This window comes from Micromonospora sp. NPDC004551 (genome assembly GCF_040609975.1).
Taxonomy (GTDB): domain Bacteria; phylum Actinomycetota; class Actinomycetes; order Mycobacteriales; family Micromonosporaceae; genus Micromonospora.
The window spans coordinates 174,160-197,175 of sequence record NZ_JBEXLM010000010.1; the positions used below are offsets into that span (position 1 = coordinate 174,160).

Genomic DNA, 23,016 nt, shown 5'->3' on the forward strand with positions numbered 1-23,016 from the left:
CACTACTCCCGCACCTGCCGGAGCGCCAGGATCCGTCGTACGCCACCGCGGGCGCGCTGGACCAGCGGGGTGATCGGCAAGCGCTCGATCCGGTAGCTGGCGTAGTCCTGGCTGACCGCGCCGAAGCGGCTCTTGAACAGCTCCAACGAGGAGACCCGAGCCGAGTCGCCCATGTTGTAGGACGTGCAGCCCGCCGCGACCGCGTCCGCGATCGCCGTCTTGTGCAGCAGGTAGTTGGCGTAGACCGGGCCGGCGAGCTTCTCCAGCATCGCGCCCCGCCAGTACATGGCCGTCCGCGCGCCGAGCAGCACGACGATCGCGGCGACCGGCCGTCCCTCGTGGTACGCGACGTACACCCGGCACCGGGATCCGAGCGTGGCCGCGACGGTGCTCAGCTTCCGGGGCGGTTCCCGCCGGGCCGCCAGCCGACGCGCGAGCGGCAGCGGGAGACCGTCGCGGCGCGCCCACCGGTCGACGGACTCCCGGTAGAGCTGCTGGAAGACCGGGACCAGATCGCCCGCGTCGTCGCACTCGACGAGAACGCCGGCTCGCTCCGCGCGCCGGATCCGGTTGCGGGTGTCGCTGCGGAACCGCTTGCGCCAGACCTCGTCGAAGCCGCCGTCGAGGGGGAGCGTCTGCGTCATCCGCTCCTCGCGGTGCACCCCGGCGGGCACCGCCGCCTCCCAGGTCGCCGCCGTCGCCGGGTCCGGGCGGACCAGGGTGCTCAGCACGTACCGCTGCCCCAGGTCGGCGACCACCATCCGGACGTCCTCCGGTCGGAGTTCGCCACCGTCGCAGACCAGCCCGCCCGGTCCCCAGCCGACGGGAAGTCCGAGGTCCGTGGCGAGGACCGGACCGAGTCCCGGGCGCCGTACCAGCGGAAGGACGAGTCGCCGTCCGTCGGCCGTCTCGTAGAGCCGGGAGACGTCCTGGTAGCCCTCGACCTCGCAGACGCAGCGGAGCCACGTCGGCGTCTGGCTGGGCAGGGCGTTCGGCGCGGAGGCGAGCACCTGCTCCCACGCGTCGACCGGCGCCGGACTCGTCACCCGCAGCGGTCGCGGGTCGCCGGACGCCCCCCGGAGGCCGGGCTCCAGGCTCGTTCCGACGCTCACGAGGAGCCCAGCTGAAGGTCGGCGTGCCAGTAGCGCTGGGTGTCGTCGTTGCTGGCCATGACCACCATGCCGGTGACGCTGGTGACGCTCTGCTTGGTGGTCGTCACGTTGTTCATGTTGGCGGAGTCGGCGTCCCGGATGACCGGCGTGCCGCGGCCGTCGGGGAAGGCGATGCTGCTCATCGGGGAGCTCTTCATGAAGATCGTTCCCGGGTAGCCCGTGTAGGGACATCCACTGTCCGGCGCGGTCATGAAGACGTACAGCGTCTGGTTTTCGGAGTCGAGCAGCAGGACGGGCCGGGTGTGGCAGTCCTTGATCCGCCCGACGCGGTAGCTGGACCACTCGCCGGTCGACGGATCCCGGGCGAGGAGCATGATCAAGGGTGCCGAGGTCGCGGCGCCGGCGTCGTCGAGCCCGGTCTTGATGACCGCGAAGACCCGACCGGACGTGTCGGCCTGGAGTGACTTGAGGTTGATGTGGTCGTCGGCGGTGTTCGGGCCCTGGATGGCCGTACGCGTGACGTTCCAGGTGTCGCGGGGCGCACCGTCGACGTGCTCGGCGAAGTAGATCGCGGACTTCACCTGGTTGCTCCACATCACACCGGCCCGGGCGTCGCCGAAGGTCACCACCGACGAGATGTCGTCGCTGGACAGGCCGGTGGCGGCGGTGACCGGAAGCACGAACGGCGTGCCCCAGACCGCGTCCCCGCCCGTGGTGTTGTTGACGTAGACCTTCGAGCCCTGCGTCCAAGTCGCCCAGAGCGCGCCCGTGGAGTCCTTGTCGATGGTGAGGGTCTCGCTGGAGTAGTTGGTGATCTGCGCCGGGAATCCGGTGTCGCGGGAGTACGTCTCCGTCGCGGGGTTGTAGCTGAAGCGGTAGAGCCGGGCGGGGTTCCCGGAGGCCGCGCCCGAGGAGGAGCTCGCCCGGACGTGCGAGGAGACGTAGAGCCTGGTGCCGTCCCACAGCACGTCGGACCGGGTCTTCGGCCGGTTGTCGACGACGGTCCCGGTGTCGACCCACTGCTCGGTGGAGCGGTCCAGCCGGAAGATGTGGTGGGTCTGGCTGCCGGTGTGGAAGAGCACGGCCCACCACGCGCCGTCGTTCCACCACAGCTTGCTCTCCGGCTTCTCGCCGGTCGCCGCGGAGCCGTCGCCCGCAGTGGACGGACCGACGTAACCGATGTCGCCGGCCGCCCTGGCCGGTGTGGCGAGCCCACCGGGCAGCGGTGCGGCGCCGATCAGCACGCCGAGCATCAGGGCCAGGGCGTAGGACGTGCGCGCCGGCCGGGCGCGGCGCAGTGCACGGATCATCATTGCGGCACCTCGCTCAGGGCCGGGCTGCTCTGCTCGGCGGCCAGGGGCTGCCACCGGTGCAGCACGCGGTGGTCGATCGGGTCCACCACGGGCCGGGGGCGCCGTACGATCCGCTCCCGGAGGAGCGTCCGGAGCACCCGCTGACCGTCCCGGAAGGTACGCAGGTTGGAGGTGCCGCAGCGGCGGGGGAGTTCGTTGCTCGGCACCTCGGCGATGCGCAGGTTCGCCTTCAGCGCGTGGACCACCAACTCGGTCTCGATCTCGAAGCCGTGCGCGGTCAGCGCGAGCGCCGGAAGGCAGTCCCGACGGAACGAACAGAAGCCGTAGCACAGGTCCGTGAAGCGGACGAGGAACAGGGTGTTCGTCAGCCGCACCAGCAACTGGTTCCCGGTCCGGCGCAGCGCCGTCAGGTCGGTCGACCCGCCGGCGGTCAGGAACCGGGAACCCTTGACGAAGTCGTAGCCGTTCATGAGCGGGGTGACGAAGCGGTGGATCTCGGCGGGATCCATGCTGCCGTCGGCGTCGATCATCACGATCAGGTCGCCGGTGGCGGCGGCGAACGCCACCCGCGCCGCGTCGCCCTTGCCCCGGCAGTGCTGGGTCAGCACCACGACGTCCGGCCGGATGGCGCGGGCGACCTCGACCGTACGGTCCGACGAGTGCCCGTCGACGAGAACCACCTCGTCGACCATCGACGGCAGGCGCTCGAGCACCCACGCGATGTTCTGCTCCTCGTTGAGCGTCGGGATGACCACGCTCACGGTCTGTCGCCCTTCGCGGCCGTTGACCACGGCGGCGTCGTCCTCGGGCCGCTCCCGCATCCGCAGGATGCTCAGTGGCCGATCACCAAGTCCGGACGGTACGGGGAGCGGCGGCTCGGACAGCAGATCGGACACCTGCGCATCGATGTCCCGGTTCAGGGTCATCGGATCCCCTCCCCGACGGGCCGCGTCAGGCCGTTCCGCGGTGCGAGATCCGTCTCCGGCCCACGACAGGGGGCGACCTTCGATGTCCTTCTCATCAGCTCCTCTTCTCCCGGACGGCGCGCAGCATTGAACCGTTTATTGCTAATTGTCCGGTTTGCGGCGATTCGGCAACTTTGCGCCGAGATGTACAGAGGGCAAAGTTAACACCACGCAAAGGAGAACATGCGGGATTTATTTGACGCGTCCGGTTGAATGTGGACGAACTATCGAGTGGGGTATGCCCGCCCCGGCCGATCCGAGCCGGACCGGTCGGCTGACCTCGTCCGTGGCCGCGCCCGCAGCGTCTACGAAGGCGCGTCGATGCCGAGCCGGGAAGGGGGGTCGGCGGTGCAGCGGCGGCGGCAGGTATCGACAGGACCGGGACAGTGACCGGCTGTAATCATCTGGATCCACTGTTCCGCCGTCCGGCCGGCCCACTCTGCGATTTGCATTTTCGCTGCTCAGCGGGCTGCATCCGAGCCGGCTCGGACAATGGCCCGTCAACGGATTTCCATACTCCATATTCAGGAATATCCGTGGGTCAGCACTATCAGTGAGCGGCCGCGCCGCTACCGCCGCAGCAGGCTGCGGCTCACCGCCGTGCGCGACGCACTAGACGTGCGTGATCACGTTCTTGCCGTACGCGGTGAGGGTCTTCTCCTTGTCGTCATGCATGAGGTAGAGGGCGAAGTTGCGGACCCCGATCTCCTTGAGCTCCTGGAGCCGGTCGACATGAGCCGACTCGGGGCCGAGCAGGCAGAATCGGTCGACGATGGCGTCGGGCACGAAGTCGGTGGACGGATTGCCGGCGCGGCCGTGGTGTGAGTAGTCGTAGCCCTGGCGGCCCGTGATGTAGTCGGTCAGCGCCTTCGGTACCACGCCGGAGTCGCCGTAGCGGGCGACCAGGTCGGCCACGTGGTTGCCGACCATGCCGCCGAACCAGCGCAGCTGATCCCGTTGGTGTACGAGGTTCGTGCCCACGTAGGCGGGGGCGGCCACGCACATCGTGATCGAGTCCGGATCCCGGCCCGCGGCGCTGGCCGCGTCGCGTACCGTGCCGATCGTCCAGCGGGCGATGTCCGGGTCGGCGGTCTGCAGGATGAAGCCGTCGGCCTGCTCGCCGACCAGCCGCAGCGCCTTGGGGCCGTAGGCGGCCATCCAGATCTCCAGCCTGCCGTCACGCACCCACGGGATGCGCACCAGCGTGCCGTGGTGCTCGACGTCGCGTCCCTCGGCCAGTTCCTTGATCACCCGCATGGCGCTGCCGAGGGTCGCCAGGCTCGCGGGCGGTTGGCCGATGACCCGGCGGGCCGAGTCGCCGCGGCCGATCCCGCAGACCGTCCGGTTGCCGAACATGTCGTTGAGGGTGGCGAAGAGCGACGCGGTGACCGACCAGTCGCGGGTGCTCGGGTTGGTCACCATCGGTCCGACGATCAGGTGCTTGGTCGCGGCGAGGACCTGCGAGTAGATGACGAACGGCTCCTGCCACAGCACGCAGGAGTCGAACGTCCACCCGTAGCGGAAGCCGTTGTCCTCGGCAGCGGCGAGGCCCGCCACGACGTCGCGAGCGGGCGGGTCGGTCTGCAGAACGACACCGAAGTCCATGGTCAACTCCTCGTCAGACCAGGTACTGGCTGAGGTCGCGCTTCAGGAACCTGCCGTGCCCGGCGGCGCCGTGGAAGGCATTGTCATCGACGACGATCCGGCCGCGGGACAACACGGTGGAGACCTTCCCGGTCAGCCGCATGCCCTCGTACGCGGAATAGTCGACGTTCATGTGGTGGCTGCCTGCGGAGATGGTCTGCTCGGCCGTCGGGTCGTACACCGTGATGTCCGCGTCCGCGCCCGGGGCGATGACCCCCTTGCGTGGATAGAGACCGAACATCCGCGCGGGCGTGGTCGAGCTGATCTCGACCCAGCGCGGCAGGGTGATCTCACCCTTCACGACGCCCTGGTAGAGCAGGTCCATCCGGTGCTCGACGCCCGGCATCCCGTTGGGGATCTTGGAGAAGTCTCCCCGGCCCAGCTCCTTCTGGTCCTTGAAGCAAAAGGGGCAGTGGTCGGTGGACACCAGCGACAGGTCGTTGGTGCGCAGGCCCCGCCACAGCTCCGCCTGGTGCTCCCTGGGTCGCAGCGGGGGAGAGGCGACGTACTTCGCGCCCTCGAAGTCGGGCCTGGCCAGGTCGTCCAGCGACAGGAACAGATACTGCGGGCAGGTCTCGGCGAACACGTTCTGTCCGGTGTCGCGGGCCTGGGTCACCGCGTCGAGGGCGTGCGCGGCGGACAGGTGCACGATGTACAGCGGCGCGCCGGTGACCTTCGCCAGGGTGATCGCCCGGGAGGTCGCCTCGCCCTCCAGCTCGGGCGGCCGGGTCAGCCCGTGCTGCACCGGGTCGGTCCGACCGCTGGCCAGTGCCTGTGCGACGAGCTGGTCGATGGCGATGCCGTTCTCCGCGTGCATCATGATCATCGAGCCGGTGTCCCGGGCCTTCTGCATCGCCCGCAGGATCTCCCCGTCGGTGGCGTAGAAGACGCCCGGGTAGGCCATGAACATCTTGAAGGTGTTCACGCCCGCGTCGATGCAGGCCTCCATCTCCTTGAGCGAGGTGTCGTTGACGTCCGAGACGATCATGTGGAACCCGTAGTCGATCGCGCAGGTGCCGTCGGCCTTGCTGTGCCACTTGTCCAGTGCGGACAGCAACGACGTTCCCTTGCCCTGCACGGCGAAGTCGATGATCGTGGTCGTGCCGCCCCAGGCCGCCGCGGTCGTCCCGCTCTCGAAGGTGTCGGCCGAGAAGGTGCCCCCGAACGGCATCTCCATGTGGGTGTGGCCGTCGATCCCGCCCGGCACCACGTACTTGCCGACGGCGTCGATCACCCGCTCGGCGCCGGACGCCCACTGCTGGGCCAGCCCCGAGTCCGGCGCGGCGAGCGCGGCGATCCGCTCGCCCTCCACCAGCACGTCCGCCGGGTACTCCCCGGTGGCGTTGACGACTGTTCCGTTGCGGATGACGATGCTCACGGCGTCACCAGCGATTCGTAGGTCTCGGGCCGGCGGTCGCGGTAGAACGCCCACAGGTCGCGCACCTCGGCCAGCCGGTCCATGTCGAGATCGCGGACGACGACCTCCTCCTCGGTGTCCGACGCGGCGTCGCCGACCAGTTGCCCCCGCGGGTCCACGAAGTAGGACTGGCCGTAGAAGTCGTTGTCGCCCAACGGTTCCACGCCGACCCGATTGATCGTGCCGACGTAGTACTCGTTGGCGACTGCGGCGGCCGGCTGCTCAAGGCGCCAGAGGTACTCCGACAGGCCGCGGCTCGTGGCGGAAGGGTTGAAGACGATCTTCGCACCTGCCAGCCCCAGTGCCCGCCAGCCTTCCGGGAAGTGCCGTTCATAGCAGATGTAGACGCCGATGCGGCCCACCGCGGTGTCGAACACCGGATAGCCGAGGTTTCCCGGCCGGAAGTAGAACTTCTCCCAGAAGCCCTTCACCTGCGGGATGTGGTTCTTGCGGTGCTTGCCGAGGTAGGTGCCGTCGGCGTCGATCACCGCCGCCGTGTTGTAGTAGACGCCGGGTTGTTCCTGCTCGTACATCGGCACGATCAGCACCACACCGTGCTGCTCGGCGATCTCGCGCATCAGCGCGGTCGTCGGCCCGTCGGGGATCGCCTCGGTGTACGAGTAGTAGTCGGCGTCCTGCACCTGGCAGAAGTACGGACCGTAGAACAGCTCCTGCAGGCAGACGACCTGCGCGCCCTGCGACGCGGCACTGCGGATCGCCTCCACCGCGTTCGCGATCATCGACTCCTTGTCGCCGGTCCACTTCTGCTGCACCAGTCCGGCGCGGACGATGTTGCTCACCTGATCTCCCCCTTCGCATGGCTGCCGCGCGGCGGCATCGACAGCGCCAGGTAGACGACGAACCCGCCGACCAGACCGGCGAGCCAGCTGTAGTCGTAGAGCGGCTTGAGCCACGGGATGAACCCGTCCTCGGGGAACGGCCCCTTGCCGGGTGCGGAGTAGGCGCCCCCGACCGCGAGGACCGCGCCGACGACGGTGGCGACGATGGCCGTCCAGTTCCAGCCGCCCGAGAACCAGTACCGGCCCTCGGGACGGTAGAGGCCGGACAACTGGAGGCGCGTGCGGCTGCGGACCCAGTAGCCCGCGATGAGCACCCCGGCGACGGCGCCGAGCAGGCCACCGTAGAACCCGAGCCACACGAAGATGTAGATGTTGGGGTCCTGCACCAGCCGCCACGGCTGGATCAGGATGCCGAGCACACCCGTGATCAGTCCTCCGGTCCGGAAGCTGACCAGCCGGGGTGCGGCGTTGGAGAAGTCGTACGCCGGGCTGACCGTGTTCGCGGCGACGTTCACCGACAGCGTCGCCACCACCACCGTGAACAGGCCCAGCGCGACGACCAGCGGGTTCTCGAACTTGGCGGCGAGCTGGATGGGGTCCCAGATCGCCTCACCGTAGATCACGGCCGTGCCGGAGGTGATCATGATCGACAGGATGGCGAAGAACGACATCGTGGTGGGCAGGCCGAGGACCTGGCCGTACGCCTGCTGCCGCTGGCTGCCGCCGAACCGGGTGAAGTCGGGGATGTTCAGCGACAGGGTCGCCCAGAACGCGATCATCGCCATCAGGGATGGTGCGAACAGCTTCCAGAAGTCGGCGCCCCAGCCCAGCTTCGACGGCTCGGACAGGATCGGGCCGAGCCCGCCGGCCTCGACCAGGACCCAGATCAGCAGGGCGACGGCCACCACGATGACGAACGGTGCCGCCCAGTTCTCGAAGCGCCGCAGGGTGTCCATGCCCCGCCAGATGATCGCCATCTCGATCGCCCAGAACGCGAGGAAGGAGGCCCACAGCGTCCACGGGTGGTCCATGACCTGCGCCGCGTCGACCCACCAGGAGCCCAGCAGTTTCCCGGCGATCGCGTAGATCGCCTCGCCGCCGATCCAGGTCTGGATGCCGAACCAGCCGCACGCGATGAACGCGCGGAGCAGGGCCGCGAGGTTGGCGCCGCGAACTCCGTAGAACGCGCGGGCGAAGACCGGGAACGGAATTCCGTACTTGGTGCCCGCGTGGCTGTTCAACAGCATCGGGACCAGGACGAGCAGATTGCCCAGCGTGATCGTGAGGAACGCCTGCACCCAGTTCATGCCGAGCTGGATGAGCCCGGCGGCGAGCAGGTAGGTGGGGATGTTGTGCGCCATGCCGATCCACAGCGCCGCGAAGTTGTACGTGTTCCAGGTGCGCTTCTCGATCGGTACCGGGGCCAGCTCCTCGTTGAAGTAGCGGCTGCCGGCGATCGTGGAGAAGTCGCGCAACTCGACCCGGCCGTCGGGATGGGTGATCTGCGTGCCGGGTTCGACCGCGGTGGTTTCGGCCGGGGGCAGGGGTTCGACGGTCATCGGTCACCTCCTGTTACGGTGCCGCAACACTGGCCGACCAACCCGGCTCACGCGCTCCTGGTGGGCGGTTCAGCGCGATCTTTATCTGGGAATGGTGAGTGTCGCGAGCCCGCCGCGGGCAGCGGCAAAGTGTCCACGCTTGCCATGATCGGGACACACTCTGTCCACGGCATGCCCGCGCCGACCTGTCAATCCGCGCGGTGGGTGGATTGGGGCCGCGAGGTGCCTACGCGTCGAGTTCGTGCACCAGGAGCGCGACGTACAGCGACAGCACCGACTCCGGGTCCTCCAGCGACACCCCGAGCACCTGCGCGATCCGCGACAGCTGCTGGTAGTAGGCCGTACGTGACAGGTGCGCCGCAGCGGCCGCCGCCGACTTGTTCCCGCCCTGCTCGCAGTAGCAGCGCAGCAGCTCCACCAGCCGGCTACGTTGGTGGGCGTCCCGCGCCAGCAGCCGGCCCAACTCCCGATCCGCGAACGCCTGGACCCGCTCGTCCTCCCGGAGCAGGTGCAACAGGCCGCGCAGGCGCACGTTGTCCAGCCGGTGGTAGAGCTGCGCACCGGGCGTACGGAGGGCCGCCCCCGCGACGTGGGCGGCCTCGCCGAGGCTGCGGCGCACCTCGGCGACGTGTGACACGGTGGTGCCGACCGCCATCAGCACCGGGCCGGCTGCCGAGCGGTGTACCTCCTCGGCCAACCGGCGGAGGACCGCGTCGACCCTGGCGTGCGCGGGCAGCGACAACAGCGCCCGTACGCTCGTGTCGTCCACGACGCCCACCAGGGCGGGCACTGACACCCGCCGTGCGGCCGACGCGGTGACCTCGGCGAGGTCGCGCAGCACCTCCTGAGTGGCCAGCGCAGGCGCGCGTGGCGTCATGTGCCCGGGCCGGATCGCCACCCCGACGAGCTGCCGCTGTTCGAAGCCGACGCCCAGCGCGGACGCCCGGGCGGCCAGATCCGGCGGCGGTACCGCCTGACCGAGCAGTTGCGCGAGCAGCATCCGGTGCGTCTGCCGCTCCAGACTCTCCCGATCACGCGCCACGAGCCGGTGCACCGCCAGCGCCGACGCGGCCCGCTCCGCGACCACCATGTGCCGGTGCGGCGGAGGGTCCGGCGAGAGCAGCACCAGCCGTCCCCAGTCGGCGCCCTGTGCCCCGACCACCGTGATCAACCAGCCGGCCTCCCCGTCGTAGGCCGTTCGCTCGGGCACGGCCACGGAACGGGACCGCTGATTCCAGTCCGCGAGCAGCTCGGTGGGATCCTGCCCGGCCGCGTCGTACGCGAGCACCTCGTGCCCCAGCGTCTCGAGCACGACGGGCAGCCCGGAGATCCTGGCCACCTCGCGCAGCACCTCGGCCGGCTCGGCCCCGGCCACGGTGAGTGAGGTGAACGTCTCGTGCACCTGCTCGGCGGCCCGCAGCTCGGCGAGCTGGGCGTCGACGATCAGCGCCACCACCGCCTCGGTGACGGACACGAACCGCGTCTCCTCCGCCAGCGTGATCAGGGGGAGCCCGTGCCGGTCGGCCGCTGCCACGAGCGCGTCGGGTACGTGATCGTTCCACCGGCGGACCAGCTCGATGACCAGTCCCGCCGCGTGGACCGCGGCCAGGTCGTCCACGTAGCCCGTGAGCGCCGCCGGCTCATCCGGCAGCGCGATGCCGGTGGTCAGGACCAGTTCGCCACCGCGGAGCAGGTGGGCGATGTCGGCGACCTCCGCCACGTGGACCCAGCGGACCCGGCCCTGCATCCCGGCCGATCCGGCCACCACCTGCGGCCTCGCACGCCGGATCACCGGCAGCGCGAGGGCTTCTGCGACGGAGGGATACATCGCGACCTCCCCACTGCCGGGATTGCACACAACGTAATGGCAGCGACCGCGGAGCGGTACAGGTTGCACATAGCGGTTGGACAACGAATGCCGCCACACTCGGCCTACCGGCGGAGATACGGAGGACGCGATGGCGCACCGCGAGCTGCTGACCAGACACCGGTCCGTGATGCCGAAGTGGCTGGCGCTTTACTACGAACAGCCGATCGAGTTCGCCAGCGCGTCCGGCCGCCGGGTGACCGACCGGGAGGGACACACCTACCTCGACTTCTTCGCCGGCATCCTGACCAACGCGATCGGCTACGACGTGGCCGAGATCAGCGACGCGGTCCGGTCGCAGATCGACACCGGCGTGCTGCACTCCTCCACGCTCTACCTGATCCAGTCGCAGGTCGAGCTCGCGGAGAAGATCGCGGAGCTATCCGGGATCCCGGACGCCAAAGTGTTCTTCACCAACTCGGGCACCGAGGCGAACGAGACCGCGCTGATGCTCGCCACCCAGCACCGGCGCAGCGAGCAGGTGCTGGCCCTGCGCAACTCCTACCACGGCCGCGCGTTCGCCACCGTCGGCATCACCGGCATCCGCGGCTGGTCGGCCAGCGCGCTCAGCCCCGTCAAGGTGAGCTGGGTGCACGGCGGCTACCGCTACCGCAGCCCCTTCCGGGACCTGTCCGACGCGGACTACGTCCGCGCCTGCGTCGCCGACCTGCGCGAGATCATCGAGACGACGACCGCGGGTGACGTCGCGTGCATGATCGTCGAACCGATCCAGGGCGTCGGCGGCTTCGCCACCCCACCGGACGGGCTGTTCGGCGAGTTCAAGAAGGTGCTCGACGAATACGGGATCCTCCTCGTCTCCGACGAGGTGCAGACCGGCTGGGGCCGCACGGGCGAACACTTCTGGGGCATCCAGGCGCACGGCGTCGTACCGGACGCGATCACCTTCGCCAAGGGCCTGGGCAACGGCCTGGCGATCGGCGGAGTCGTCGCCCGGGCAGACCTCATGGACTGCCTCGGCGCCAACTCGATCTCCACCTTCGGTGGGAACCCGCTCGCCACCGCCGGCGCGCTGGCCTCGCTCACCTATCTCCTGGAACACGATCTCCAGGCCAACGCCGCAGACCTGGGCGCCCGCCTGCTCGACGGCCTCCGTGCGGTCGCGCGGGGGCATCCCGTGGTCGGCGATGTCCGCGGCAAGGGCCTGATGATCGCGCTGGAACTCGTGGGACCCGACGGTGCGCCCCACCCGGCGGCCGCCGCCGCGCTGCTGGAGGAATCCCGGAAACGTGGACTGCTCGTCGGCAAGGGCGGCCTGTACGGCAACGTCATCCGCCTGGCACCACCGATGACACTGACCCGCGCCGAGGCGGACGAGGCGCTCGAGATCCTCACCCAGTCGATCGAGGCCGTGGCCAAGGAGGTGCAGCCGCGATGAGGACCACCCACTGGATCGGCGGCAAGCCGTGGAACGGCGTCGCCGAGCGCGTCGGCGACATCTACGATCCCGCCACCGGACAGATCACCGGGCACGTCGACTTCGGGACCGCCGCGGTCGTCGACCAGGCCGTCGCCGCCGCCGGCGAAGCCTTCACCCGCTGGCGTACGGCTTCCCTCACCCAGCGGTCGAACGTGATGTTCGCCTTCCGGGAACTGCTGAACGCCCGCCGGCCCGAACTGGCCAGGATCATCACTGCCGAGCACGGCAAGGTACTGTCCGACGCCGCCGGGGAGATCCAACGCGGGCTGGAGAACGTGGAGTTCGCCTGCGGCATCCCGTCGATGCTCAGGGGCGGCTTCAGCGAGAACGCCTCCACCCAGGTCGACGTGTACTCCATCCGGCAGCCGCTCGGCGTGGTCGGGGTGATCACCCCGTTCAACTTCCCCGCCATGGTGCCGCTGTGGTTCGCGCCGAACGCGATCGCGTGCGGCAACAGCGTGGTCCTCAAGCCGAGCGAGAAGGATCCGTCCGCGGCGAACTTCCTCGCCGAACTGTTCGCCGAGGCCGGGCTGCCGGACGGGGTGTTCAACGTCGTGCACGGCGACAAGGAGGCGGTCGACCGGATTCTCGAACACCCGGCGGTCAAAGCGATCTCCTTCGTCGGCTCCACCCCGATCGCCCGCTACGTCTATGAGACCGGCACCCGCAACGGCAAGCGGGTGCAGGCGCTCGGCGGCGCGAAGAACCACATGGTCGTGCTGCCCGACGCCGACCTCGACCTCGCCGCCGACGCCGCCGTCTCGGCCGGCTTCGGCTCGGCCGGCGAACGCTGCATGGCCATCTCCGTCGTCGTGGCCGTCGACCCGGTCGGCGACGCGCTGGTCGGCAAGATCAGCGAGCGGATCCCTGCGCTCCGGGTCGGCGACGGCCGCCGGCCGGGCTGCGAGATGGGACCGCTGGTCACCGGCGCCCACCGCGACCGGGTGGTGTCGTACCTGGACGCGGGACGCGCCGCGGGGGCGGAGCTGGTGATCGACGGGCGGAGCCACTCTGTCGACGGTGAGCGAGGCGGCTTCTGGCTCGGGCCGACCCTCTTCGATCGCGTCGGCACGGACATGTCCATCTACACCGACGAGATCTTCGGACCGGTGCTCTCGGTGCTGCGCGTGCCCAGCTACGACGACGCCGTCGAGGTGGTCAACGCCAATCGCTACGGCAACGGCACCGCCATCTTCACCAACGACGGCGGCGCTGCCCGGCGCTACCAGAACGAGATCGAGGTCGGCATGGTCGGCGTGAACGTCCCGATCCCGGTCCCGGTCTCGTACTACTCCTTCGGCGGTTGGAAGGACTCCCTGTTCGGCGACGCGCACGCGTACGGGCCGGAAGGAGTGAACTTCTTCGTCAGATCCAAGGTGGTCACCAGCCGGTGGCTCGACCCCTCCCACGGTGGAGTGAACCTCGGCTTCCCGCAGAACAGCTGAGCGCGCTCGCCTTGACAGGCGGGAGAACCCTCCCTAGCTTTACAAGCGTAAGCTTGTACAAGTCACAGCTTGTAAAGCTGGGAGAGGAGACCGGGATGACCGGCACCACGAGCACGCGGAGCAAGGACTTCACCTCGGTCCTCAGCCTCCCGGCGAACCCCGAGAGCGTCTCGGAGCTGTTCACCTCCGCCGCCGGCGTCAGCCGTTGGTGGGGCCCGACCGAGGGCGACGGCGCCGTCGGCGGCGTTCTCGTCACCAGCTTCGGCGAGCACGGTGCGAACGCGATGCGCGTCCTCGAGGCCGGGCCCGCCCGCGTGGTCTGGGAGTCGATCGCACCCGACGGGACCGCACCGACCGGACACACGCGGGAGTGGCTCGGCACGACGATGGAGTTCGACATCGTTCCTGCCGGCACCGGCACCGAGCTGCGGTTCCGACACGCCGGCCTGACCCCGCAGCTCCCGTGCTGGGACGCCTGCGTCGCCGCCTGGAACTACTTCCTGGCGAGCATCGACACCCTCGCCAGGACCGGCACCGGCACCCCGTTCGGGGCCTGAGACCCTGGTCCCATGGCCGAACGGAAGCAGCTCCCGCCCGAAGGACCCGACGCGGTCCTCCGGGCGCTCGCCGACCCGCACCGGCGCCAGATCCTGCGCCTCGTCCAGCACGCCGAGCTGCCCGCCGGCCGGATCGCGGCGAGCTTCACCCTCACCCAGCAGGCGGTCAGCCAGCACATCGGCGTGCTCCGGCAGGCCGGCCTCCTCACCGAGCGGCGTGAGGGCACCCGCCGCCTCTACACGCTGCGCCACGAGTCCCTCCAGCCGGTGCGCGACCTGCTCTCCGAGTTCTGGCCCGACGCCCTCGGCCGCCTGAGGCAGGCCGTCGAGACGGCCCATCCCCGACCACCGGAGAGGAAGCCGTGACCGCCGAGATCCGCAACGACGTCATCGTGGCGACCGAGCACATCAAGGCACCGCCCGAGGTCGTCTTCCCGTACCTCACCGACCCCGCGCTCATCGTCCGGTGGATCGGCGACAAGGCCGAGCTCGACCCGCAGCCCGGCGGCGTGTTCTCGCTCGACATGGGCGACGTCGCGGCCCGCGGCGTCTACCTCACCGTCGAGCCGCCGTACCGCGTCGTGTTCACCTGGGGAATCCCCGGCAACGACGCCCTGCCGCCCGGCGGATCGACCGTCGAGATCGTGCTGACGCCGGACGGCGACGACACGATGGTCGTGCTCACGCACCGCGGCGTGCCACCCACCCTCCTCGACACCCACCGCGCCGGCTGGGAGGACCGGCTCGGACGGCTGAGCCTGGCGGCGGCCGGCTGACCCGGCCGCCTCCCGTGCGCGGACGCCCCAGCAGAGGAGGTGCTTCGCAGCAGGCCCGGCGGTGGGCGTGGCTACGATGAGGCCGGTCGACACCGGGGCGTCACCGGCACGAGGGAGGCCACGTTGACCCGGAGCACCGCGCCGCGGACGGTGGCCGACGCCCGGCGCGCCGACCAGGACTGGCGACGCCAGGTGCCCCGGGCCTTCGCCACGCTGCTCTGGGTGATCGCGGTGGTCTGCGCGCTGGCCGCGCTGAGCAGCGCCGTCCGCTCCGACATCCAGCCGGTCCGCACCGCCATCGACGCCCTGCTGCTGCCCGCACCGGCGAACCTGGCGTACGCGGTCTTCCTCGGCACCCTGGCCTCGGCGGTGCTGCGCCGCAAGCGGCTGGCGTACTGGGTGCTGGTCGTCTACTTCACCCTCACCCTGGCCGTCGGCGTGCTGGCCGGCGTGCTGCTGCTGGTGGTCGGCAGCAACGACCTCACCGACGACGCCGGGGAGCGGCTGTTCGACTCCCTGGAGACGGTCGGTGTGTGGATCGGCATCGCCTTCGCCGCCGGGGCGCTGGCCCTGCTGCTGGCCGCCCGGCGGGAGTTCTACGCCCGGGTACGCAGCGGCAGTACCCGGCGCGCCCTGGGGGTCTTCCTCGGGCTCGCGGCGGTCGCGGTCGGGCTCGGCTACCTGCTGCTCCTCGTCGAGCCGGGCAGCCTGCGCACCTGGGTGGACCGGCTCGGCTACGCCATCGAGAAGGTGTTCGGCGGCGCGATCACCCTGGACGTCACCCGGCAGGGGCAGGCGCCCGGCTGGGTCAACCTGCTGCTCGGTGGCTTCGGTGCGATCGCCTTCGTCGCCGGCCTGTTCACCCTGCTCCGGTCGCAGCGGGCCGCCGCCGTGCTGCACCCCGACGAGGAGGAGCGGATCCGGGAGCTCCTCGCCAGGCACGGCGGGCGGGACTCGCTGGGCTACTTCGCCACCCGGCGGGACAAGGCGGCGATCTTCTCGGCCAGCGGCAAGGCGGCGATCACCTACCGGGTCGTCAACGGGGTCAGCCTGGCCAGCGGCGACCCGGTGGGGGACCCGGAGGCGTGGGGGCCGGCCATCGAGGCGTGGCTCGACCAGGCCGGGGCGTACGCCTGGACCCCGGCGGTGATGGGCACCAGCGAGGCGGGCGCCAGGGCGTATCACCGGTACGGGCTGAAGGTGCTGCACCTGGGCGACGAGGCGATCCTGCTGACCCGCGAGTTCGACCTGGACGGGCGGGACATGCGCCCGGTCCGCCAGGCCGTGCACCGGGTGGAGCGGGCCGGCTACACGGCCCGGGTGCGCCGGCACGCGGAGATCCCGGCCGCGGAGCTGTCCGAGCTGGCCAGGCTGGCCACCGCCTGGCGGGACACCGAACACGAGCGGGGCTTCTCGATGGCGCTGGGCCGGCTCGGCGACCCCGCCGACGGCGACTGCGTGCTGGTCGAGGCGCGGGACGGGAGCGGCCGGATACGGGCGCTGCTGTCGCTGAGCCCGTGGGGCGCCGACGGGCTCTCGCTGGACCTGATGCGCCGGGACCGGTCGGCCGAGAACGGGATCACGGAGTTCCTGGTCGCGGCGCTGATGGGCGGCGCACCCCGGCTCGGCGTCGAGCGGGTGTCGCTGAACTTCGCGGTGTTCCGGTCGGTGTTCGAGCAGGGCGCCAGGATCGGCGCCGGCCCGGTCATCCGGCTCTGGCGGCACACCCTCCTGTTCTTCTCCCGCTGGTGGCAGCTGGAGTCGCTGTACCTCTCCAACGCCAAGTACCAGCCGCACTGGACGCCGCGCTACCTGTGCTTCGGTGAGCGTCGGGAGCTGGCCCGGGTGGGCCTCGCCGCGGCGGTCGCGGAGGGCTTCGTCGCCCTGCCGGGCGGGCGGCCCACCCCGCTGCAGGGCGTGCCGCCGGCCGGCGGCGGGGTCGGCTACGTGCCGCCGGCCGCCGCGACGGTCCGGGCCGTGCCGTCCGAACCGGCCGCGGTGCACCTTCCCGAGCAGATCCGGGTACGCCGGGCGAAGCTGGACCGGCTGCGCGCCGAGGGCGTCGACCCGTACCCCGTGGACTTCCCGCGCACCGACGCCTGCGCGGCCGTGCGGGCGCGGCACGCCGGGCTGGCGCCGGACACCGGCACCGGCGAGACCGTGTCGGTGGCCGGACGGGTGCTGCTGGTTCGCGACCACGGGCACCTCTGCTTCGCGACGATCCGGGACGGCACCGGCGACCTCCAGTTGATGCTGGAGCACGACCTGGACCGGTGGCGTGCCACCGTCGATGTCGGCGACCACGTGGGTGCCACCGGGGAGGTGTACGCGACCCGGCGGGGCGAGGTGTCGGTGCGGGTGGCCGACTGGCGGCTGACCAGCAAGTGCCTGCGCCCGTTGCCGGACAAGCACCACGGGCTGGCCGACCCGGAGGCCCGGGTCCGGCAGCGCTACCTCGACCTCGCCATCGATCCGGCCGCGCGGGATCTGCTGCGGGCCCGCGGCGCCGTCCTGCACAGCCTGCGGGGCTCCCTGGCGGGCCGGGACTTCCTGGAGGTGGAGACGCCGATCCTGCAGCGGGTGCACGGCGGTGCGAACGCCCGCCCGTTCGTCACCCACAGCAACGCATACGACCTGCGGCTGAGCCTGCGGATCGCCCCCGAGCTGTATCTGAAGCGGCTGGCGGTGGGCGGGATGGAGCGGGTGTACGAGCTGGGCCGGGCGTTCCGCAACGAGGGCGTCGACCACAGCCACAACCCGGAGTTCACGGTGCTGGAGGTCTACCAGGCGTACGCGGACTACCACGTGATGCGCGAGCTGGCCCGGGAGCTGATCGTGGCCGCGGCGGTCGCGGTGCACGGGTCGCCGGTGGTGACCCGCCCCGGGACGGGCGACACCCTGGACGTCGGCGGCGAGTGGCCGGTCCGCACGGTCAACGAGGCGATCTCCTCGGTGCTCGGCGAGGAGGTCACCGCCGACACCGACCTGGCCGCCCTGCGCAGGCTCTGCGACGCCGCCAAGGTGGCGTACGACCCCCGCTGGGAGCGCGGCGCGGTGTTGCTGGAGCTGTACGAGCGGCTGGTCGAGGCGCGCACCGAGACGCCGACGTTCTACCTGGACTTCCCGACCGACGCCTCGCCGTTGACCCGGCAGCACCGGGCCGACCCACGGCTGGCGGAGCGGTGGGACCTGGTGGCGTTCGGGATGGAGCTGGGCACCGCGTACTCGGAGCTGATCGACCCGACGGAGCAGCGGCGCCGGCTCACCGCGCAGTCGTTGAAGGCGGCCGGCGGCGACCCCGAGGCGATGGACCTGGACGAGGATTTCCTCACCGCGCTGGAGTACGCCATGCCGCCCACCGGCGGCCTCGGCCTGGGTGTGGACCGGCTGCTGATGCTGCTGACCGGCCGGTCGATCCGGGAGACGCTGCCCTTCCCGCTGGTGCGGGAGTCCTCGTGAGCCGAACCGGCCGGGCCCGGGCGCTGCCGGGGCTGGCGCTCGCGCTGGCCGGGGTCCTGTACTCGTCGTGGCTGATCGGGCCGCTGCTGAATCCGGCGTTCGGGCTCCTCGACGGGTACGCCAGCGAGCTGGCCGCCCGGGACCAGCCGTACCACCTGGTTTTCGGCCTGGGTGACCTGGTCGCCGGCGCGCTCGCGTCGGCGACCGGGCTGGCGCTGGCCCGGCGCGCCCGGGGCTGGTCGCGGTGGGCCTGGTGGGGGCTGATCGCCTTCGGCGTGGCCACCGCCCTGGACGGCACGGTGAGTTCGATGGACTGCGCGCCCTCGGCCGACGCGCGCTGCGCCCGGCTCGCGGAGCTGGGCGAGCTGTCCTGGCGCGACCAGGGGCACTCGGTCAGCTCGGCGGCGGCGATCGCCGCCGCGCTGGCCTCACTGCTCGCGCTGCTGCTGGCCCGGCGCGGCCACCGTGCGTCATTGCGCTGGGGGCTGGCGGTGACCGCGGTGCTGCTGGTGGGCACGGCCGGTACGCTGGTCGAGCTGGCCCGCCCGGACGCGGCGCTGGGCGCCTGGCAGCGGGTCCAGCTGCTCGGCCTCTCCGGCTGGCTGCTCTACGCCGGCGGCGTCGCCGCCCGGCCGGGTGACACCGGTTCCCGGACCGGCCCGGCTCCGGCGGCGTGAGCTGCCCGTCGACCGGGGCGGTGGCGACGGGATCCGGCAGGCGTGGCGGCCCCGTTCCGGGGTACACGCGCCCGGCAGGGTCGAGCGGGCCCGCGGCGGCCCGCGGCCGACGTGACGGCGTGATCAGGGGCAGATGTCGCGACACGTGGTGGAGCTGCGCGTACACGGGATTTCCGGGGTGCGGGCGGAGGAACTGCTGGACCACCCGGTGGTGGTCCGGGTCGCTGGCGACCACAACGCCGGCTTCTACCGCCCCCGCCCAGGGTTCGGGGTCCCGTTCGGGCCCGCCGGCGTCACGATGGAGGCGTACCAGTGGCGGAACCTGACGGCGGGCGGGGCGGCCCGCGCCCTGTCGCTGCTGTTCCTGCTGCCCTTCATGTTCAGCAACCTGGCGGCGTGGCTACGGCCGCCCGGCGGCGGCGGCGAGACGGTCAAGGCACTGTGCCGCCTGCTCGGCGCCACCATCACCGTCACCTTCGTGTTGTCGATCGTCGCCGTCGCCGTGGACCTCGTCGGCTGGCAGTGCGTGCCGTACCAACCGTGTACCGCCGGTCGGGGATACCTGTCCTGGCTCGATGAACTGCAGACCGGGCCGCGCCTGGTCGTCCTCGGCGTGGTCCCGGCCGCCGCCATCCGCCTCCTCTGGTGGGTCGGTTCGCGGTCCGCGCGTGCCTACGAGGCGTTCCAGCCCTCGTACGACACCTCGGGCGCCCCGAGCGCCGATCGGCTCGACGCCCGCGGTTTCTGGCGCGGAGAGGCACAGGTCGGGCGGCTCCGGTCGATCCACGTGGCGATCGCGTACGCCACGCTGGACGCCAGCGTCCTCTTCGCGCTCACCGCCCAGGACGGCAGCCCGGTCGGCCGCACGCTCATCGGGGCGACCGCGCTGCTCGCGGCGGCGTGCCTGGCGCTGCTCTGCCTGCCCGCGTTGAGCGCTCCGCACACCGGCTGGGACTGGATCAGGTCCGTCATCCGGGTGCTGCGTGCCGCCGTCGCCGTGCTCACCATCCTCACGGCCGGGTACGCGCTCCTACCGCGTCCCCCCGTGCGGCTGGGAGCGCTGCCCGGCTTCGCCATCACCGTCAACCTGGTGATCCTCGGACAGGCCGCGCTGCTGACGGTGCTCGCGGCGGTCGTCATGTGGCAGCAACGCGCGGCGCCGCCCGAGGCGAGGTCGTTCTTCCGGGGCCTGGGCGCCCCGGTGTTCGGCGCGATCGCCGCCGGTCTCGCGGCGGCCTTCGCCGCGGGACTCGTGTACCGGACGGCCGACGTCCTCGACCGGGGCGCCATTCCGGGCCCGGGACACCCGTCGCCTCCCGGCGCCCCGCCGCTGGACCCGCCGGTCGCCTTCCGGTGGGAGGCGCTGGGCGCCCTCACCGCCGTGCTGCTGGTGAGCCTCGTGGGGCTGTACGTCAGCCGGTTCGGCCGGCGCAGGCGGGACCGGATGGCGGCCCGGATCAGCCAGGAGGACTTTCCCGATGCCCCGCCGCAGGCGGCGGCGCGAGTTCAGGCGGTGCGCCGGGCGATCAGCAGATCACGGCTGGCCGAGCAGTTCAGTCCACTGATCATCGTGTACTTCGTGCTCTCGCTGCTCAGCCTGGCGGTCACCGCGCTCGACGTGGCCGAGATCGGGCCGACCCAGCTGGCGCAGCGGCTCGGCGGCGGCAGCGGCATGTTCGTGGGACTCGCGGCCTATCTCACCGACGCGGGGACGTTCTCGCTGGGGCTGATCGTCGTCGGGCTGCTGCTGGTCGCCGTCATGGCCTACGTCTCCCCGGAGGTCCGGCGCGCCGTCGGGGTGCTGTGGGATCTCGGCACCTTCTTCCCCCGGACGACCCATCCGTTCGCGCCGCCCTGCTACGCCGAACGGGCGGTACCGGAGCTCGCCCGGCGGGTGAGCGAACTGAGCCGGGAGCGGACGGTGCTGCTGTCCGGGCACAGCCACGGTTCCGCCCTGGCCGCGGCGGCCATCCTGCAACTGCCACCGGAGACGTGCCGCCGGGTCGCCCTGCTCACCCACGGCTCTCCGCTCCGCCGCCTCTACGGCCACCTCATGCCGGCCTACTTCGGCGACGACGTCCTGCGTGAGGTCGGCGACCGGGTCGGCTGGCGGTGGCGCAACCTGTGGCGGGCCACCGACCCGGTCGGTGGGCCGGTCTTCTCCACCCACCGGCCCGGCGAACAGCCCGCCGTCGGCGGGCCGGCGGGCCTCGTCGACGTGCGCCTGCGTGACCCCCGCGCGGTCACCGTCGAGCCGATGGACACCGTTCCGCCGCCGATCGAGGCGCACTGGCCGTACCACACCGACCCGCGGTACGCCGAGGCGGTCGCTGCCCTCGCCGACTGCCTCGACCGCGGTGAATCCACCACGCGCGACAGCGCGCGAAGGGACCCGGCCGCCGGGGCCGAATGAACAGGGCGAATGTGTCCTGGGCGGCCCGTCGTCGTTGCCGGTGGCATCGCGTCACTTGACATCTCATACCCCCTGGGGGTAAACATTCCTCCTACCCGTACCCCCTAGGGGTACAAGAAGGAGTGATCGCGATGTCATCCGGTTCGAAGCGCTGGTGGGCCCTGGGGCTCATCGCCCTGGCCCAGTTCATGGTCATCATGGACACCTCGATCATCGGCGTCGCCTTACCACGCATACAGGCCGATCTCGGCTTCTCACCGGAGAACCTGTCCTGGGTGTTCAACGCCTACGTCGTCGCGTTCGGCGGCCTGCTGCTGCTGGGCGGCCGGCTGTCCGACCTGCTCGGCGCGCGGCGCATGTTCGCCGCCGGCTGGCTCATCCTGCTGATCGGCTCCGCCGCCGCCGGCCTGGCCGACAGCGTCGGGGTCGAACTGGCCGCCCGCGCGGTGCAGGGAGCCGGTGCGGCGTTGATCGCCCCGTCGGCGCTCACCCTGCTGATGATGCTCTTCGGCGCCGAGCCCAGGGAACTGACCCGGGCCCTCGCCCTCTACGGCGCGGCCGCGCCCGCCGGCGGCACGGCCGGCGTCTTCCTCGGCGGCGTCATCACCGAATACGTCAGCTGGCCCTGGGTCTTCTACATCAACATCCCCATCGCCGCACTCGCGCTGCTGGCCACGCCGGCCCTGATGCCCTCCGGGGGTACCCGCCGCGGTTCCCTGGACGTTCTCGGCGCGCTGACCGTGACCCTCGGCCTCGGCGCCGCCGTCTGCGGAATCGTCCGCGCCCCCGAGGTCGGTTGGACCTCCGGGCAGACCTGGCTGGTCCTCGCCGGAGCCGTCGTCGCCCTGGCCGCGTTCGTCGGCATCCAGGCGGCACGTCGCGAGCCGCTGATGCGCCTGTCGATCTTCCGTGCCCCGAACCTCGCCGCGGCCAACATCGCCCAGCTGCTCCTCGGCGCAGCCTGGATCCCGATGTGGTTCTTCCTCAACCTCTACCTGCAGCAGGTGTTGGGCTACCGCGCCTTCCCCAGCGGCGCCGCCCTGTTGCCGATGACGATCCTCATCATGATCGGAATGATCGCGCTCGCCCCGCGAGCCATCGCCCGGTTCGGCCCGAAGCCCATGGTGGTCACCGGCCTCGCCATCCTGGCGGTCGGACTCGGCTGGCTCGCCCTGGTCCGGCCCGACGGCAGCTTCACCGTCGACGTCCTGCCCGCCTCCCTGGTCGCCGCGCTGGGCATGTCCCTGGCGTTCATCCCGTCGCTCGGCACCGCCATCTCCAGCGCCCGCCCCGAGGAGGGCGGACTCGCCTCCGGCATCGTCAACACCAGCTACCAGGTCGGCTCGGCGCTCGGCCTGGCCGCGATGACCGCGGTGGCCTCCGCCGCCGGCGCCGACCAGCTCGGCGACCTGGCCGCCCTCACCGACGGCTACTCCGCCGCCTTCGTCGGCGCCGGGATCATCGCCGCCGTGGGCGCGGTCACCGCCGGGATCACCCTGCGCGGCGCCCGGCGACAGCCGGCCCAGGACGCCGAACCGGTGCACGTCGGCTGATCCGAACACACACCATCCACC

The 23,016-nt window shown here is 71.3% G+C and carries 17 protein-coding genes; 9 read left to right on the plus strand and 8 right to left on the minus strand.

From position 1 onward, the window contains the following. Positions 1-2 precede the first annotated feature (2 nt). From ABZW14_RS14910 to ABZW14_RS14945, 8 genes are all read right to left on the minus strand, one after another. Positions 3-1,112, minus strand: a complete 1,110-nt coding sequence (locus ABZW14_RS14910; RefSeq protein WP_355345548.1) for a GNAT family N-acetyltransferase — start codon at positions 1,110-1,112, stop codon at positions 3-5. Continuing rightward, complete coding sequence (locus ABZW14_RS14915; protein ID WP_355345551.1) at positions 1,109-2,425, minus strand: hypothetical protein; 1,317 nt, start codon at positions 2,423-2,425, stop codon at positions 1,109-1,111. Before ABZW14_RS14915 ends, ABZW14_RS14910 begins: the two co-directional genes overlap by 4 nt. Further along, positions 2,422-3,351, minus strand: coding sequence for a glycosyltransferase family 2 protein (locus tag ABZW14_RS14920; protein WP_355345554.1), 930 nt, complete (start codon positions 3,349-3,351; stop codon positions 2,422-2,424). The genes ABZW14_RS14915 and ABZW14_RS14920 overlap by 4 nt, the downstream gene beginning before the upstream one ends. Positions 3,352-4,002: 651 nt before the next feature. Next, positions 4,003-4,995, minus strand: a complete 993-nt coding sequence (locus ABZW14_RS14925) for a TIGR03842 family LLM class F420-dependent oxidoreductase (RefSeq protein ID WP_355345557.1) — start codon at positions 4,993-4,995, stop codon at positions 4,003-4,005. A 13-nt stretch (positions 4,996-5,008) separates the two neighbouring features. Next, positions 5,009-6,412 carry a dihydropyrimidinase gene (gene hydA, locus ABZW14_RS14930; protein WP_355345560.1) on the minus strand — a complete coding sequence of 468 codons (1,404 nt, stop codon included), beginning with the start codon at positions 6,410-6,412 and terminating at the stop codon, positions 5,009-5,011. After that, positions 6,409-7,251, minus strand: a complete 843-nt coding sequence (locus ABZW14_RS14935) for a nitrilase-related carbon-nitrogen hydrolase (protein ID WP_355345563.1) — start codon at positions 7,249-7,251, stop codon at positions 6,409-6,411. Before ABZW14_RS14935 ends, hydA begins: the two co-directional genes overlap by 4 nt. Then, positions 7,248-8,810, minus strand: a complete 1,563-nt coding sequence (locus tag ABZW14_RS14940; RefSeq protein ID WP_355345566.1) for an NCS1 family nucleobase:cation symporter-1 — start codon at positions 8,808-8,810, stop codon at positions 7,248-7,250. The genes ABZW14_RS14935 and ABZW14_RS14940 overlap by 4 nt, the downstream gene beginning before the upstream one ends. A gap of 226 nt (positions 8,811-9,036) precedes the next feature. Further along, the gene (locus tag ABZW14_RS14945; RefSeq protein ID WP_355345569.1) at positions 9,037-10,638 is read right to left on the minus strand and encodes a PucR family transcriptional regulator ligand-binding domain-containing protein; all 1,602 of its coding nucleotides are present in this window, start codon (positions 10,636-10,638) and stop codon (positions 9,037-9,039) included. Between the two features lie 130 nt (positions 10,639-10,768). Here ABZW14_RS14945 and ABZW14_RS14950 point away from each other — a divergent pair, with 130 nt between their 5' ends. The 9 genes from ABZW14_RS14950 to ABZW14_RS14990 all read left to right on the plus strand — a co-directional run bounded on the left by ABZW14_RS14950 (position 10,769) and on the right by ABZW14_RS14990 (position 22,995). Then, entirely contained in the window at positions 10,769-12,073 is a 1,305-nt protein-coding gene (locus tag ABZW14_RS14950) for an aspartate aminotransferase family protein (protein WP_355345572.1), read from the plus strand. Next, positions 12,070-13,560 (plus strand): CoA-acylating methylmalonate-semialdehyde dehydrogenase, encoded by a 1,491-nt coding sequence (locus tag ABZW14_RS14955; protein ID WP_355345575.1) that lies wholly within the window; start codon positions 12,070-12,072, stop codon positions 13,558-13,560. The genes ABZW14_RS14950 and ABZW14_RS14955 overlap by 4 nt, the downstream gene beginning before the upstream one ends. A 95-nt stretch (positions 13,561-13,655) precedes the next feature. Then, entirely contained in the window at positions 13,656-14,117 is a 462-nt protein-coding gene (locus tag ABZW14_RS14960) for an SRPBCC domain-containing protein (RefSeq protein WP_355345578.1), read from the plus strand. A 12-nt stretch (positions 14,118-14,129) separates the two neighbouring features. After that, entirely contained in the window at positions 14,130-14,483 is a 354-nt protein-coding gene (locus ABZW14_RS14965) for a metalloregulator ArsR/SmtB family transcription factor (RefSeq protein WP_355345581.1), read from the plus strand. After that, positions 14,480-14,893, plus strand: coding sequence for an SRPBCC family protein (locus ABZW14_RS14970; protein WP_355345584.1), 414 nt, complete (start codon positions 14,480-14,482; stop codon positions 14,891-14,893). The genes ABZW14_RS14965 and ABZW14_RS14970 overlap by 4 nt, the downstream gene beginning before the upstream one ends. Positions 14,894-15,016: 123 nt before the next feature. After that, positions 15,017-18,352: a bifunctional lysylphosphatidylglycerol synthetase/lysine--tRNA ligase LysX gene (gene lysX / locus ABZW14_RS14975; RefSeq protein ID WP_355345587.1), complete on the plus strand. Its 3,336-nt coding sequence runs from the start codon at positions 15,017-15,019 to the stop codon at positions 18,350-18,352. Further along, the gene (locus ABZW14_RS14980) at positions 18,349-19,029 is read left to right on the plus strand and encodes a DUF998 domain-containing protein (RefSeq protein ID WP_355345590.1); all 681 of its coding nucleotides are present in this window, start codon (positions 18,349-18,351) and stop codon (positions 19,027-19,029) included. The genes lysX and ABZW14_RS14980 overlap by 4 nt, the downstream gene beginning before the upstream one ends. A 133-nt stretch (positions 19,030-19,162) precedes the next feature. Continuing rightward, entirely contained in the window at positions 19,163-21,442 is a 2,280-nt protein-coding gene (locus ABZW14_RS14985) for a hypothetical protein (RefSeq protein WP_355345593.1), read from the plus strand. 131 nt (positions 21,443-21,573) lie between these two features. Then, complete coding sequence (locus ABZW14_RS14990; protein ID WP_355345596.1) at positions 21,574-22,995, plus strand: MFS transporter; 1,422 nt, start codon at positions 21,574-21,576, stop codon at positions 22,993-22,995. The last annotated feature ends 21 nt before the right edge of the window (positions 22,996-23,016 follow it).

Excerpts from the sequence above, each read along its gene's own strand:
- ABZW14_RS14965 (WP_355345581.1), top strand. The coding sequence starts at position 14,130 with ATGGCCGAACGGAAGCAGCTCCCGCCCGAAGGACCCGACGCGGTCCTC.
- ABZW14_RS14990 (WP_355345596.1), top strand. The coding sequence starts at position 21,574 with ATGTCATCCGGTTCGAAGCGCTGGTGGGCCCTGGGGCTCATCGCCCTG.
- ABZW14_RS14945 (WP_355345569.1), bottom strand. The coding sequence starts at position 10,638 with ATGTATCCCTCCGTCGCAGAAGCCCTCGCGCTGCCGGTGATCCGGCGT.
- ABZW14_RS14915 (WP_355345551.1), bottom strand. The coding sequence starts at position 2,425 with ATGATGATCCGTGCACTGCGCCGCGCCCGGCCGGCGCGCACGTCCTAC.
- ABZW14_RS14955 (WP_355345575.1), top strand. The coding sequence starts at position 12,070 with ATGAGGACCACCCACTGGATCGGCGGCAAGCCGTGGAACGGCGTCGCC.
- ABZW14_RS14960 (WP_355345578.1), top strand. The coding sequence starts at position 13,656 with ATGACCGGCACCACGAGCACGCGGAGCAAGGACTTCACCTCGGTCCTC.
- ABZW14_RS14925 (WP_355345557.1), bottom strand. The coding sequence starts at position 4,995 with ATGGACTTCGGTGTCGTTCTGCAGACCGACCCGCCCGCTCGCGACGTC.
- ABZW14_RS14985 (WP_355345593.1), top strand. The coding sequence starts at position 19,163 with ATGTCGCGACACGTGGTGGAGCTGCGCGTACACGGGATTTCCGGGGTG.
- ABZW14_RS14920 (WP_355345554.1), bottom strand. The coding sequence starts at position 3,351 with ATGACCCTGAACCGGGACATCGATGCGCAGGTGTCCGATCTGCTGTCC.
- ABZW14_RS14940 (WP_355345566.1), bottom strand. The coding sequence starts at position 8,810 with ATGACCGTCGAACCCCTGCCCCCGGCCGAAACCACCGCGGTCGAACCC.
- ABZW14_RS14950 (WP_355345572.1), top strand. The coding sequence starts at position 10,769 with ATGGCGCACCGCGAGCTGCTGACCAGACACCGGTCCGTGATGCCGAAG.